This is a genomic window from Streptomyces sp. NPDC058579 (assembly GCF_042718575.1).
Lineage (GTDB): Bacteria > Actinomycetota > Actinomycetes > Streptomycetales > Streptomycetaceae > Streptomyces.
Window position 1 is genome coordinate 109331 of record NZ_JBHXPI010000009.1, and the last position, 12799, is coordinate 122129.

At 72.8% G+C, this 12799-nt stretch carries 11 protein-coding genes; 7 read left to right on the forward strand and 4 right to left on the reverse strand.

Annotation, left to right across the window (positions count from 1 at the left end):
- The first annotated feature begins 1 nt into the window (after position 1).
- Positions 2 to 1216 (forward strand): acyl-CoA dehydrogenase family protein, encoded by a 1215-nt coding sequence (locus ACFWRO_RS14625; RefSeq protein WP_384509442.1) that lies wholly within the window; start codon positions 2 to 4, stop codon positions 1214 to 1216.
- A gap of 21 nt (positions 1217 to 1237) precedes the next feature.
- On the opposite strand, the gene ACFWRO_RS14630 is transcribed toward ACFWRO_RS14625, so the two are convergent.
- From ACFWRO_RS14630 to ACFWRO_RS14640, 3 genes are all read right to left on the reverse strand, one after another.
- Entirely contained in the window at positions 1238 to 1831 is a 594-nt protein-coding gene (locus tag ACFWRO_RS14630; RefSeq protein ID WP_384509445.1) for a TetR/AcrR family transcriptional regulator, read from the reverse strand.
- Between the two features lie 63 nt (positions 1832 to 1894).
- Complete coding sequence (locus ACFWRO_RS14635; protein ID WP_384509448.1) at positions 1895 to 3550, reverse strand: AMP-binding protein; 1656 nt, start codon at positions 3548 to 3550, stop codon at positions 1895 to 1897.
- Positions 3547 to 4317: an SDR family oxidoreductase gene (locus ACFWRO_RS14640; RefSeq protein ID WP_384509450.1), complete on the reverse strand. Its 771-nt coding sequence runs from the start codon at positions 4315 to 4317 to the stop codon at positions 3547 to 3549. The genes ACFWRO_RS14635 and ACFWRO_RS14640 overlap by 4 nt, the downstream gene beginning before the upstream one ends.
- A 161-nt stretch (positions 4318 to 4478) precedes the next feature.
- Between ACFWRO_RS14640 and ACFWRO_RS14645 the strand changes: the two genes are divergently transcribed.
- The 3 genes from ACFWRO_RS14645 (at position 4479) to ACFWRO_RS14655 (ending at position 8558) form a co-directional block, all read left to right on the forward strand.
- A complete protein-coding gene (locus tag ACFWRO_RS14645) occupies positions 4479 to 5753 on the forward strand; it encodes an exo-beta-N-acetylmuramidase NamZ domain-containing protein (RefSeq protein WP_384509452.1) in 1275 nt (424 codons plus the stop codon).
- Positions 5754 to 5856: 103 nt separating this feature from the next.
- The gene (locus ACFWRO_RS14650) at positions 5857 to 7194 is read left to right on the forward strand and encodes an erythromycin esterase family protein (RefSeq protein WP_384509455.1); all 1338 of its coding nucleotides are present in this window, start codon (positions 5857 to 5859) and stop codon (positions 7192 to 7194) included.
- A gap of 161 nt (positions 7195 to 7355) precedes the next feature.
- Positions 7356 to 8558, forward strand: a complete 1203-nt coding sequence (locus tag ACFWRO_RS14655; RefSeq protein WP_384509458.1) for a serine-threonine protein kinase — start codon at positions 7356 to 7358, stop codon at positions 8556 to 8558.
- Between the two features lie 61 nt (positions 8559 to 8619).
- On the opposite strand, the gene ACFWRO_RS14660 is transcribed toward ACFWRO_RS14655, so the two are convergent.
- Positions 8620 to 10056 (reverse strand): hypothetical protein, encoded by a 1437-nt coding sequence (locus ACFWRO_RS14660; protein ID WP_384509461.1) that lies wholly within the window; start codon positions 10054 to 10056, stop codon positions 8620 to 8622.
- A gap of 123 nt (positions 10057 to 10179) precedes the next feature.
- Between ACFWRO_RS14660 and ACFWRO_RS14665 the strand changes: the two genes are divergently transcribed.
- From ACFWRO_RS14665 to ACFWRO_RS14675, 3 genes are all read left to right on the forward strand, one after another.
- The gene (locus ACFWRO_RS14665) at positions 10180 to 10797 is read left to right on the forward strand and encodes a hypothetical protein (protein ID WP_384509464.1); all 618 of its coding nucleotides are present in this window, start codon (positions 10180 to 10182) and stop codon (positions 10795 to 10797) included.
- A gap of 95 nt (positions 10798 to 10892) precedes the next feature.
- Entirely contained in the window at positions 10893 to 11606 is a 714-nt protein-coding gene (locus ACFWRO_RS14670; protein WP_384509467.1) for a 3-keto-5-aminohexanoate cleavage protein, read from the forward strand.
- A gap of 90 nt (positions 11607 to 11696) precedes the next feature.
- A complete protein-coding gene (locus ACFWRO_RS14675; RefSeq protein ID WP_384509470.1) occupies positions 11697 to 12767 on the forward strand; it encodes an RNA ligase (ATP) in 1071 nt (356 codons plus the stop codon).
- Positions 12768 to 12799: the final 32 nt, after the last annotated feature.

A 12799-nucleotide genomic window follows, 5' to 3' on the forward strand; every position in this document is an offset into this window, starting at 1 on the left:
CATGGACTTCGCATTCGACGCGCGCACCGAGGAGCTGCGGGAGAAGCTGCTCGCCTTCATGGACGAGCACGTCTACCCGGCGGAGGAGACCGCCCACGAGCAGCGGGCGCTGCTCGCCTCGCCGTGGGACACCCCGGCCGTCGTGGAGGAGCTGAAGGCCGAGGCCCGCCGCCAGGGCCTGTGGAACCTCTTCCTCCCCGACGCCGAGCACGGGGCAGGGCTCACCAACCTCCAGTACGCGCCGCTCGCCGAGATCACCGGCCGCAGCCCGCACTTGGCCCCGACGGCCCTCAACTGCGCGGCGCCCGACACCGGGAACATGGAGGTGCTCGCCCAGTTCGGCGACGAGGCGCAGAAGAAGCAGTGGCTTGAGCCGCTGCTCGCCGGGGAGATCCGCTCGGCGTTCGCGATGACGGAGCCCGAGGTGGCCTCCTCGGACGCGACCAACATCGAGACGCGGATCCTGCGCGATGGCGACGACTACGTGGTCAACGGCCGGAAGTGGTACATCTCCGGGGCGATGAACCCCGACTGCAGGATCTTCATCGTCATGGGCAAGACCGACCCCGACGGCGCGGACATCCGCCGCCAGCAGTCGATGATCCTCGTGCCCCGCGACACCCCGGGCGTCGAGGTGCGGCGGGCGATGCAGGTGTACGGCTACGAGGACCACTCGCACGGCGGGCACGCCGAGGTCCTCTTCCACGACGTCCGCGTCCCGGCGACGAACCTGATCGGCGAGGAGGGCGGCGGCTTCGCCATCGCCCAGGCCCGGCTCGGCCCCGGCCGGATCCACCACTGCATGCGGCTGATCGGCATGGCCGAGCGGGCGATCGAGCTGATGTGCCGTCGGGCCGTCTCCCGTACCGCCTTCGGCAAGCCCATCGCCCAGCAGGGTGTGGTGCAGAACTGGATCGCGGACGCCCGGGTGACGGTCGAGCAGCTGCGGCTGCTCGTCCTCAAGACCGCCTGGCTGATGGACACCGTCGGCAACCGGGGTGCGCACACGGAGATCCAGGCCATCAAGATCGCGACCCCGCGCGCGGTGGTCGACATCCTCGACAAGGCCGTCCAGGTGCACGGCGCGGGCGGGGTGTCGCAGGACTTCCCGCTGGCCGAGCTCTGGGCCGGCGCGCGGACCCTGAAGCTCGCGGACGGGCCGGACGAGGTGCACCAGCGGTCGCTGGCGCGGCGGGAGCTGAAGAAGTACCTGTAGGGCGGCGACGCTCGTACAGCGTTACGGCCGCAGGGCGCGCAGCAGCAGGTCGGCGAGCTGGTCGGCGACCTGCTGGGGCGTCATCGGGCCGTCGGGGCGGTACCAGGTGGACAGGTGGTGGACGGAGCCGAAGTGGTAGTCCACCACCAGGTCCGCCGGGGTCGCGGACGAGAAGACCCCGGACTGCTGGCCCTCCTCGATGAGGGCGCGGAAGCGCTCGTGGTAGCGCCGCCGCTCGGACCGGACCTGCTTGTTCTTCTCCGGGCTGAGGTGGTGCATCGAGCGGAAGAAGATCGAGGCGTCGTCGAGGTTGTCGATGGTGGTCACCACGACGTCGGCGGCGGCGTCCCGCAGCCGCTGCTCCACCGGCGCGTCGGCGTCCGCGAAGGCGTCGAGCCGCTCCTGCTGGAGCCGGAGGACCCGGGCGTAGACCTCCTGGAGGAGGTCCTCCTTGGAGCCGAAGTAGTGGTAGAGCGCGCCCTTGGTGACGCCCGCCGCCTCCACGATCTCCTGGACGGAGGTGCGGTCGTAGCCCTGCTCCGCGAAGAGCCGGGTGGCGGCGGCCAGCAGCCTCTGGGGGACGGGGGTACCGCTCCCGTCCGTCGTCCTGGCCATGCGCCGCCGCCTTCCAAAGTGATCACCGTGGTGTGGTGATGTGTGGTGTGCCGTGTGTCGTGTCTACCGGTGGGAACGGAGTTCCCTCCTGAGGATCTTCCCACTTGTCGTCTTGGGCAGCTCCGCCAGGATCTCGACCTCGCGCGGGTACTTGTACGCGGCGAGCCGCTGCTCGCAGTACGCGGACAGCTCCGCCGGCTCCACGGCGGAGCCCGGACGCAGGCTCACGTACGCCTTGACCGTCTCGCCCCGGTAGGCGTCCGGGATGCCGACGACGGCTGCCTCGCGGACGTCCGGGTGGGTGTAGAGGACGTCCTCCACCTCCCTGGGCCAGACCTTGAAGCCGGAGGCGTTGATCATGTCCTTCTTGCGGTCGACGACGTAGAGCCAGCCGTCCGCGTCCATGAAGCCGATGTCCCCGGTCCGCAGTTCCCCTTCGGGGAACGTGGTGGCGGTGGCCTCGGGGAGCCGCCAGTAGCCGGGGACGACCTGCGGGCCGCGCACGGCGATCTCGCCGTGTTCGCCGAAGGGCACCTCGGCGCCGGTCTCGTCGAGGATCCGGACGACCGTGTCGGGTCCGGGGACGCCGACGGAGAGGGTGCCGGAGGCGGGGTCGACCGGGGCCTCCTTCTCGGGCGGTACGGCGGCGCAGGGGGCGGTGCACTCGGTGAGCCCGTAGCCGTTACGGATGTACGGGCCGAAGCCCGCGCGGAACTTCTCCACCAGGGCCGGCGGGACGGGGGCGCCGCCCGAGGAGACGACCAGGAAGGAGGCGAAGTGGTCGCGGGTCGCGCCGGGGTGCGCCGCGAGGGCCATGAAGGCGGTGGAGGGGCCGACGGTGTAGGCGGGGCGGTGTTCGAGGAAGGCGTCGAGGACGACGCCGGCGTCGAAGCGGTAGGCGAGGACGAGGGTGCCGGCGTTGCCGAAGCAGGCGGCAAGCTCGCAGACGAGGCCGGTGATGTGGAAGAGCGGGGCGAGCGCGAAGTAGCCCGCGCCTTCCGGTACGGGGTGTCCGGTGCGCTGGCGTTCGGCGTTGTGGGCGATGCCCCGGTGGAGGTTGAGGGCGCCCTTGGGGGTGCCGCTGGTGCCCGAGGTGTAGCTGATCAGGGCCACGTCCTCGGCGGTGAGCTCGCGGCCTCCAGGGGCGGGGTGTCCGGCGCGGGCGACGGCGAGGAGGTCATCGGCCTCCGTCTCCACCCGCTCGAAGTCGAGGACGCGCGGGTCGTCGCGGGTCTGGAGGTCGCGTTCGCAGGCCGTGAGGGCGATCCGTACGGAGGTGTCGGCGGTGGTCTCCCGCAGGAAGCTCGCCCAGGCGCGGTCGGAGCAGACCACGGCGGTGGCCCCGGAGTCCCGCAGGGCGTGCCCGACCTCGCCCGCCTTGTACATGGGGTTGAGCGGGACGACGGTCGCGCCCGCCTTCCAGGCGCCGAGCAGGGCGAGGACGAAGTGCGGGCTGTTCTGGAGCATGATCGCGACCCGGTCGCCCTTGGCGAGACCGCGCGCGGCGAGGTGCCCGGCGACGGAGTCGGAGAGCGCGTCGGTCTCGCGGTAGGTCAGCCGCCCGTCGAAGTAGGCGAGGGCCGGGTGCTCGGGGGCCCGGGCGACGGCGGCACGGAAGGCGTGCAGCGGGGTGGCGGGCGGGGATATCGGGGCGCGCTGGGCCTCGGAGAGCTGGGCGAGCCAGGGCTTAGCGGCGTAGAGGGACTCGGGCGCTGTCATGCGTGGTCGCCCTCCCACTTGCGCTGGATGTGGTTCATGTTCCCGAGCCAGCGCTCGGGGTCGGTGGCGCGGGCCTGGTAGAAGCCGGCGACCTCGGGGTGCGGGAGGACGAGGAAGCGGTCGGCCTCGATGGCGTCGAGGAGGGAGTCGGCCACGTCCTCGGGCTCGATCGCGGTCGGGGCGAGGACGAGTTCGCCCGCCGATCCGGCGGCGGTGAGCATGTCCGTACGCACGCCCTGCGGGCAGATCGCGTGGACCTTGAGGCCCCGGTGGCGGTAGGTGAGGGAGAGCCACTCGGCGAAGGCGTACGCGCCGTGCTTGGAGACGCTGTACGGAGCCGCGCCGACCATCGTGAGCAGCCCGGCGGCGGAGACGGTCGAGACGAAGCGGCCGCTGCCGCGCTCCAGCCAGTCGGGCAGCAAGGCGCGGGCCGCGCGGACATGGGCCATGACGTTGACGTCCCACGCGGCGGCCCAGACGGCCTCGTCGGCGAAGGCGTCGCCGCCCGAGGCGAGCCCGGCGTTGGCGCACCACACGTCGACGGTGCCGCCGAGCGCCTCGCGGGCCTCCTCGACGATCTCCGACGCGTCGCCCGGGACGGCGACGGCGGCGGCGCCGATCTCCTCGGCGACGGCCTTGGCGCGGTCGGGGTCGAGGTCGTTGACGACGACCCGGGCGCCCTCGGCGGCGAACCGGCGCGCGAGCGCGGCCCCGATCCCGCCGCCCGCACCCGTGACGACCACTCCAGAACCCTGCACCGTACTCATCGGGACCCGCCTCTCCGTTGCGACAGTACGGGCAGACTAACCAGTCGGTATGTCGTCGCGAAAGTCCCCTGCGATCCCCTGCGCACGCCTCGTTCCCTGGGGCGGTCAGGAGCGCTAGCGTGCGTGGCCATGTCAGGGAAGGCGATCAAGGAGGTTTCCGCATGAGCCTTTCGAGCGAGTCGAACCTGTCGAGCCTGTCGAGACGCGGTCTGCTGGCCGCCGGCGGCGCCCTCGGGATCGGCGCGGTGGCCGCCCCGGCGGCCGAGGCGCACGACGGGGGCGGCGGCCGGCGGGTCCGTACCGGATTCGAGCGGCTGGCCGCCGACGGGTACCGGGCGCTCGCGGGAGAGCGCGTCGGCGTCGTCACCAACCCGACGGGGATCACCGCAGACGTCCGACACATCGTCGACGTCATGCACGCCGACGACCGGGTGGACCTGGTGGCGGTCTTCGGCCCCGAGCACGGTTTCCGGGGCACGGCGCAGGCCGGCGGCTCCGAGGGCCGGTACGACGACCCGGCGACCGGGCTGCCCGTCTACGACACGTACCTGAAGAGCGGGCAGCCGCTCGCGGACGTCTTCACGGCCTCGGGCGTGGACACCGTCGTCTTCGACATCCAGGACGCCGGCGCCCGTTTCTACACGTACATCTGGACGCTCTACGACTGCATGGTGGCGGCCGAACTGGCGGGGAAACGGTTCGTCGTCCTGGACCGGCCGAACCCGGTGACCGGGCGGGCCGCGCTCGGCCCGGTCCTCGACCGCGCGTTCGCGACCTTCGTGGGGCGCGAGCCGATCGCGCAGGCGCACGGAATGACGGTCGCGGAGCTGGCGCTGCTGTTCAACGCGGAGTTCCTGGCCCGGCCGGTGGAGCTGGAGACCGTGCGGATGTCGGGGTGGCGGCGCGCGGACTTCTTCGACGCGACCGGGCTGCCGTGGGTGCCGCCGAGCCCGAACATGCCGACGGCCGACACCGCGCTCGTCTACTCCGGCACCTGCCTCTTCGAGGGCACCAACCTCTCCGAGGGGCGCGGTACCACCCGCCCCTTCGAGCTGCTCGGCGCGGAGGGGATCGACCGGCGGTGGGCGGAGGCCGCGAACGGGCTCGGGCTGCCCGGGGTGCGGTTCCGGGAGGCGTACTTCGCCCCGACGTTCTCCAAGTTCCAGGGGAAGACGGTGGGTGGGGTGCAGGTGCAGGTGCACGACCGGGCCGCCTTCGACCCCGTACGGACCGGGATCGGGCTCCTCGTCAGCGCCACGCGCGCGTGGAGCGGCTTCGCGTGGCGCCCGGACAACTGGATCGACAAGCTGACGGGCTCGACGCGGGTGCGGACCCTGATCGACGCGGGCGCGGACACGGACGAGGTCGTGGGGGCGTGGGGCGCGGACCTGGCCGCGTTCCGGGCGGTGCGGAGGGAGTACCTGCTGTACAGGTGACGGAGGATAGAGCGGACGACGGGGATTACGGGGGATATCCCCCGGTTCGGTCGGGGTGTGGGCAGGTTGGCGGCGGTCGGTCCACCGCCGCCAGGCTTGCCCCATGAAAACGATCACTCGAAACCGCCGTTTACCGCTGGTGGGCGCGGCCGTAGCCCTCTGCCTCGCCGCGCTCGCCCCGGCCGGTGCCGCGCGGGCGGACGCCTCGGTGGCGACGCCCGACCCCGCCCGTGAACTCGCCCACAGCGCCCGCCCCTTGACCGACCTGCGCCCGCTGGACCGGATGATCGGCTCGGCCAAGGTCGTCGGGATCGGCGAGGCGACGCACAGCTCGGCCGAGTTCTTCGAGACCAAGCACCGGATCTTCGAGCACCTGGTGGAGAAGAAGGGTTTCACCACCTTCGCCCTGGAGGCCAACTGGTCCGCCGGGCTGCGCATCGACGACTACGTACGGTTCGGCAAGGGCGACCCGAAGCGGATCATGGCCGAGGAGTTCCAGAACGCGTACCGCTTCTGGAACACCGAGGAGTACCTCGACCTGATCACCTGGATGCGGCAGCACAATCTGCGCCACCCCGACCACCAGGTGCGGTTCATGGGCAACGACCTGGGCTACGCGGGGCCGGAGCTCTTCGACGAGGTCACCGGCTATGTGGCGGCCACGTATCCCCGGCTGCTGCCGCGCTTCCAGGAGCTGTACCGGACCTCGCGGCCGGTCGGTTCCGTCGACTCCTGGATGAACGCGTACATGGCCAGGCCGCTGGAGGAGCGGCGTCGGATGGCGTCGGACGTGAACCGCGCGCTGGCCCTGCTCGAGCGTCAGAAGCCCGGCCGGGACCGCGAGAAGCACACCTGGATGGTGCAGAACGCCCGCGCGATCTCCCAGGTCGGCACCGAGCTGGCGCACGACGTGTCCAGCCCCGGAGGGATCGCCGACGCGATGCTGTACCGCGACCGGATCATGGCCGAGAACACCGTGTGGTGGCAGCGGGCGACCGGCGACCGGATGCTGCTCTCCGCGCACAACGGCCACGTCGGCTACGAGACGACGAAGCCGGACCAGTACCCGCGCCTCCAGGGGGCCTTCATGCGCGACGCGCTGGGCCGGGACTATGTGAGCGTGGGCGCCTCGTTCGCGAGGGGCTCGTTCAACGCGCACGACACGGAGGCGCCGGGCGAACCGATCAAGAGCTTCACGGTCGGGCTTCCGGGTGACGGGGACAGCAGTGCCGAGACCCTGGACCGGGTCTCCCAGCGCCCCTTCTACCTGGACCTGCGGACGACGACGCCCGCGGCCCGGAGCTGGCTGAACGTGCACCGGCCGGCCTGGCTCGTCGGCACCGCGTACCCGTGGCCGGGCAACCAGGCGGCGGTGCGCCTCGCCACCTCGTACGACGTGCTCGTCCACTTCCCCGAGATCTCGGCGGCGCGCCTGCGCTGAAAGCCTGGCCGTCCCTCCGTGCGCGCAGGATGCTGACGCGGGAGAAGTCACCTCAGGGGCTTCCTCCGAACGCTTCCTCAGAGCGCTTCCTCGGAGTGCTTCTCGGAGCGCTCCCTCGGAGTGCTTCCTCGACGCGGAGGGACGGGCAGACCATGGCCGGGATGAGTGTGGAGCCGTACCGGGCGATCACCTTCGACAAGGACGGCGACGGGCAGGCGGGCGGGCGCGAGGCGCTCGCCCGCCTGGCTGCCCAAGGCGTCACGGATCTGGTGGTGTTCGCCCACGGGTGGAACAACACCCCTTCCGTGGCGAACGGGTTGTACGACCGGTTCTTCGCCCCGTTCCCGGACGTGCTGGGGCCGGGCGCACGCGTCGGGTACGCGGGGGTGGTGTGGCCGTCGATGATGTTCTCGGACGAACCGATCCCCGACTTCGAGTCCGTGACGGCCGTGCACCCGGGCAAGGAGGCGGTGGTGGGGCGGATCGCCACGCTGCTCGCCGAACAGCCGGACGACGAGGCGGCGTTCGCCGAGTTCGGGGAGCTGCTCCGGACACTGACCGACACCACCGGCGCGCAGGGCTTCCTCGACAACGGTCGGACCGTGCCCGACTTCCTGCTCGCGGACACGGTGGCGGTCTGCGCGATGTTCACCGACGCGCTGGAGGAGGAGGCGGGTCCGGGGACCGTACCGACCCCGCGCGAGGCGTTCGGCGGGAGACTGGCGCGGTACTGGAAGGGCGCGAAGGAGGCGCTGCGCCAGGCCACCTACTACACGATGAAGCGACGGGCCGGAGTTGTCGGCGAGCGCGGCCTCGGCCCGCTCCTCGGCGAGGTCGCCCGTTCCTCCCCCGGTCTGCGGTTCCACCTCGTCGGCCACAGCTTCGGCGCCCGACTCGTCGCGTACGCGCTGCGCGGACTGCCCTCCGGGACGCGGAACGTGGCGTCGCTGACGCTGCTCCAAGGCGCCTTCTCGCACTACGCGTTCGCGGCGCGCCTGCCCCACGATCCGGGGCGGGGCGGCTCCCTGCGTGACCTCCAGCGCCGGGTCGAGGGCCCGGTGGTGGCCTGCTATTCCCGCCACGACACCGCGCTGCGGGTCTTCTACCCCCTGGCCTCCCGCCTGGCCAGGGACGCCGACTCCCTGCTCGACACCGACAAGCGCTGGATGGCCATCGGCCACGACGGCATCCAGGCCGTCCCGAACACCCCCGCCATCCCCCTGCCCCGCGCCCTGCGCGACGGCCTCCCGACGTCGGGGTGCGTGAGCGTCGACGCGGCGCAGGTGGTCGGCGAGCACAGTGACATCTGCCACCCGGAGCTGGCGCGGCTCGTGGTGTCGGCGGGGCGGATCGGGGGGCGGTAGGTCGGCTCTCGCGTAGGTCCGCTCGCGTAGGCCCGCTCGCGTAGGTCGGTTCTCGCGTAGGTCAGCTCTCTGACGCGCGGGCGAGCAGGCGCTCCATCGTCGCCACGGGCAGCGCGGGGTGCTCCGCGGCCGCTCGGGCGACCTTCGGGTCCGGGTGCGTGAGCAGGTCCTCGACGACGTCCGGCGGCAGGGCGGGGTGCGCCGCGATCGGGCGGACGGCCTTGCGCGCGGGGCCCGCGTCCCTGGCCATCCGGCGCAGCAGCGCGCCGGTGCAGCCGGGGTTCCCCGCGACGGCCCCGTACACGGGCTGCCCGTGGCGTTCGACCAGGTCAGTGAGCCGGTCCTCGGTGAGCCCGGGGTGCGGTGCGACGCGCCGGACGACCCCGAGGTCGGCGTCGGCGGCGAGCCGGTCGGCGAGGGCCGGCGGAAGGTCGGGGCGGGCGGCGACGAGCGCCCGGACCTGGGCCACCCGGCTCGCCGCCAGGTTCGCGAGCTCGGCGTCGGTGGCGGCGAGGATCCGGGGCAGCGGCTCGCGCGGGAGCCGACGGCGGCCCGCGTCCGCGGTGAGCCGGGCGAGCGGGACGGCCGGGTTCTCCGAGACCGCCAGGCGGACAATGAGATCGGGGTCGTCGGCGAGCCGGAGAAGCAGGGATTCGCCGATGCTCGGGTTGCGCGCGAGGGCCTTCCGTACGAACGCGTCGGGATGGGCCGCCAGGCGCGTGTGGAGGGAGACCGGGAGGTCGGTCCGCTCCGCGATGTCGGCGAGCAGCCAGACGGTCGCGGCTTCCTCGGCTTCCTGACCTTCCTCGGCTTCCTGAGCGTCGAGGAAGGCCTCCAGAGCGGCGGGCGGTACGGAAGGGTTGGCGGCCGCAGCGAGCCGGATGCGGCGGACGCCCGGCGTGTGGTCGGCGCAGCCCTCGGCCTGCCGCCCGCACGCCCCGCAGCGGGTGGGCGCGGGCCGGCCACCGTCGGCGAGGAGGGCGGCGAGCAGGGAGGGCGGGACGCGGTCATTGCCCGCGAGGCTCACGCGGACGGGCACGTGCGCGTGGCGGGCGAGTTCCGCGGCGAGGTCGGCGGGCAGCTCGGGAACCTCGGCGGCCCGCTCGGCGACGGTCGGGTCGGGGTCGCGGGCGAGGGCGGCCAGGACCTCGGGCGGGAGACCCGTGCCGTGGTCGGCTACTTCGGCGCGGACCTCGGGATCCGGGTGACGGGCGAGTTCCCGTATCGCCGCCTCCGGTGCCGTCCCGGCCTGGGCGGCGGCAAGGAGCAGGGCGGGGTCGTCACGCGGTACCTCGGCCCAGGGGACCTTGCCGCGCGCGACGAGGGTCCACAGGTCCGCGTCGTCGTGCGCGCGCAGGGTACGTGCCTGGGCCTCGGTCAGGTCGTCGCGGCAGGCCAGGGCGTAGCGGACGTCCTCGTCGCCGGTCGCCGCAAGGCGTTCGAACAGGTGCTCAGGAAGGGCCGGATTGGCCGCGAGGCTCTCTCGTACGTCCTGCATCAGACTCCCCCCGTGCGCCTCTGATGGGCCCCATCGAATTTTCGATGGAACACGAAGGGCCGGTCGTTCGTCCATTCCATAACGTCCTTGACGCCGAAGTACGAGCGACGGAGGTGCGGAGCCATGGCGGGTTTCCGGAGTCTTGCGAGACAGGTGCGCGATACCGGGAGTGATACGGCGCTGCGGAGGTACTCGCTGCGTAAGTGCCTGGAGCGGTTCGCTCCGTACGGGCACCGTGCGACCTGGGACCACTTGTGCCACCGGCACAGGTTCGGGCCCGAGGACCGGGAGCTCGATCCGGGGCGGCTGGTGGCCGCGCTGGAGGAGTTGGAGGAGGCGCGGGCGGTGTGGCTCGCGTACGAGAAGGAGTTCGCGGCGCGACGGCGGCGCGAGAAGCACGAGGGGCTGCGCCGGCCGGGCGCGCTCGACGACTGGCACCGGCGGACGTGGGGTGGCAACGGGGTCGCGCGCTGCGACGACCCGGCGGTGCATCCCTCGGAGCCGCTGGCCGAGGTGTTGCGGCGGCTGATCACCGCCCTGGAGTCCGCGCCCCGGGACCACTGCCCGGTGTGCGCGGGGGACCGTATCGAGTGGCGGCCGGATCTGGTCGACGAGCCGTGGTTCGGCCCCGTGTGCGGGGCGTGCGGCGTGGTCGTGCCCCGGGCGGTCCTGACGACCGGGGCGCTGACACGCGCCCGGGACGGGAGCGGGGCGGTGTCCCGGCTGGCGTCGGTGGCATGAGGAACGGTGCGTCATGAGTGTGTGGCCGGCGACGGTGTGTGATCAGCGACGGTGATCGACGAGCAACGGGGTAACGGGGGACACGGGGGAACATCGTGATCCAGGTCTGTCTGAACGGGACACGCGGGCCCGGGGATTCGGCCGCGGTGCCGATGTCGCCCGGTGCGATGGCCGAGGAGGCCGCGCGGGCGGTCGCGGCGGGGGCGCGGGACGTCCATGTGCACCCCAGGACGCCGTGCGGGAGCGACACGCTGTCGCCCCGGGTCCTCGCGGAGACCCTGACGGCGATCAGGGGCGCCGTCGACGTACCGGTGGGCGTGACGACGGGGGCCTGGGCCGAGCCCGATCCCGTACGGCGGGTGGAGCGCGTCCGGGCCTGGACGGTCCTGCCCGACCACGCGTCCGTGAACTGGCACGAGCCGGGCGCCGATGAGCTCGCGGCCGCGCTCCTGGAGCGGGGCGTGGGCGTGGAGGCGGGCCTGTGGTCCGGTACGGACGGCCCCGCGCGGTTCCTCGGCTCACCGCTGGCGCCCCGCGTGCTGCGGATCCTGGCGGAGGTGACCGATCCCGACTCCGCGACCGCCGAGTCCACGGCCCTCGCGCTCCTCGCGACCCTGGCCGGTTCCGCCCACGGGCGCCCGGTCCTCCTCCACGGCGAGGACGCCGGCGCCTGGCCCGTCCTGCGGCTTGCCCGCCGCCTCGGCCTGGACACGCGGATCGGTCTCGAGGACACGCTGCTGCTGCCCGACGGCAGCCGCGCGGACTCCAACGCCCAGCTCGTCACGGCCGCGGTCGGCACCGCCGGCTGAAGGGCCCGCACAATTCGGTGGCCCCGGCTCGTTCCGTTCCCGCAGAGTGTCCTGCGACGAGAACGCCAACCGAGTCTCCGGAGCACTGACATGTCGACGCTGCGCGTCACCGCCGAAACCCTGGCCGTCCACGTCCATCCGAACGCCGACGCGCTGGAGCTCGCCCAAGTGGGCCTCTACCGCGCCGTCGTGGCGAAGGGCGCGTACCGCAGTGGCGATGTCGCCGTCTACATTCCGGAGCAGGCCGTGCTGCCCGCCGCGCTCGTCGACGAACTCGGCCTGACCGGGCGCCTCGCCGGGAAGGCCTCGGACCGCGTCAAGGCGGTGCGGCTTCGCGGTGAGGTGTCGCAGGGCATCGTGTGCCGCCCGAAGGCGCTGGCGGACGTGGACCTGGTCGCGGCGGCCTCCGAGGGGACCGACTTCGCCGAGCTGCTCGGGATCACGAAGTGGGTGCCGCCTATCCCGCCGACGATGAGCGGGGACGTGGAGGTCGCGCCCGACCTGCTGTCGTGGGTCGACATCGAGAACCTCCAGCGGTATCCGGGCATCTTCGAGCCCGGCGAGCCGGTGGTCCTGACCGAGAAGCTGCACGGTTCGGCCTGCCTCGCCACGTACTTCGCCGAGGACGGGCGCGTCCAGGTCTCCTCGAAGGGCTTCGGCTCCAAGGGCCTGGCGCTCCAGGAGGACCCGCGGAACCTGTACTGGCGGGCCGTCATCGGCCACGGCGTCCCCGAGGTCGCGGCGCGGCTCGCCGCCCGCCTGGGCGCACGCAGGGTCGGGCTGTTCGGCGAGGTGTACGGAGCGGGGGTTCAGGACCTCGGCTACGGCGCGAACGCCCGCGGCGAGGACCTCGGTTACGCGGTCTTCGACGTATCGGCTGAGATCGACGGCCATGTGCGGTGGCTGGACCCGGCCGAGGTCCTGGAGGCCGGCGAACTGCCCCTCGTACCGCGGCTGTACACCGGTCCGTACGACCCGGCGACCGTGCTCGAGCTGGCCAGCGGGCGGGAGACCGTGTCCGGGCGCGAGCTGCACCTGCGCGAGGGGGTCGTGATCCGCCCCGTCACGGAGCGGTACAGCCCGGTCGTCGGCGGCCGCGCCATCGCCAAGGCGGTCAGCCCGGCGTACCTGACCCGCAAGGGCGGCACCGAGTACGAGTGACCGGCGGAAGCCGAGAGCCATGAGACCGAGGG

What these genes read in the sequence shown, in the direction of transcription:
- ACFWRO_RS14650 (WP_384509455.1), top strand. Translation starts at nt 5,857, where the DNA reads ATGAAAACGATCACTCGAAACCGCCGTTTACCGCTGGTGGGCGCGGCC.
- ACFWRO_RS14660 (WP_384509461.1), bottom strand. Translation starts at nt 10,056, where the DNA reads ATGCAGGACGTACGAGAGAGCCTCGCGGCCAATCCGGCCCTTCCTGAG.
- ACFWRO_RS14635 (WP_384509448.1), bottom strand. Translation starts at nt 3,550, where the DNA reads ATGACAGCGCCCGAGTCCCTCTACGCCGCTAAGCCCTGGCTCGCCCAG.
- ACFWRO_RS14645 (WP_384509452.1), top strand. Translation starts at nt 4,479, where the DNA reads ATGAGCCTTTCGAGCGAGTCGAACCTGTCGAGCCTGTCGAGACGCGGT.
- ACFWRO_RS14665 (WP_384509464.1), top strand. Translation starts at nt 10,180, where the DNA reads ATGGCGGGTTTCCGGAGTCTTGCGAGACAGGTGCGCGATACCGGGAGT.
- ACFWRO_RS14675 (WP_384509470.1), top strand. Translation starts at nt 11,697, where the DNA reads ATGTCGACGCTGCGCGTCACCGCCGAAACCCTGGCCGTCCACGTCCAT.
- ACFWRO_RS14630 (WP_384509445.1), bottom strand. Translation starts at nt 1,831, where the DNA reads ATGGCCAGGACGACGGACGGGAGCGGTACCCCCGTCCCCCAGAGGCTG.
- ACFWRO_RS14625 (WP_384509442.1), top strand. Translation starts at nt 2, where the DNA reads ATGGACTTCGCATTCGACGCGCGCACCGAGGAGCTGCGGGAGAAGCTG.
- ACFWRO_RS14640 (WP_384509450.1), bottom strand. Translation starts at nt 4,317, where the DNA reads ATGAGTACGGTGCAGGGTTCTGGAGTGGTCGTCACGGGTGCGGGCGGC.
- ACFWRO_RS14655 (WP_384509458.1), top strand. Translation starts at nt 7,356, where the DNA reads ATGAGTGTGGAGCCGTACCGGGCGATCACCTTCGACAAGGACGGCGAC.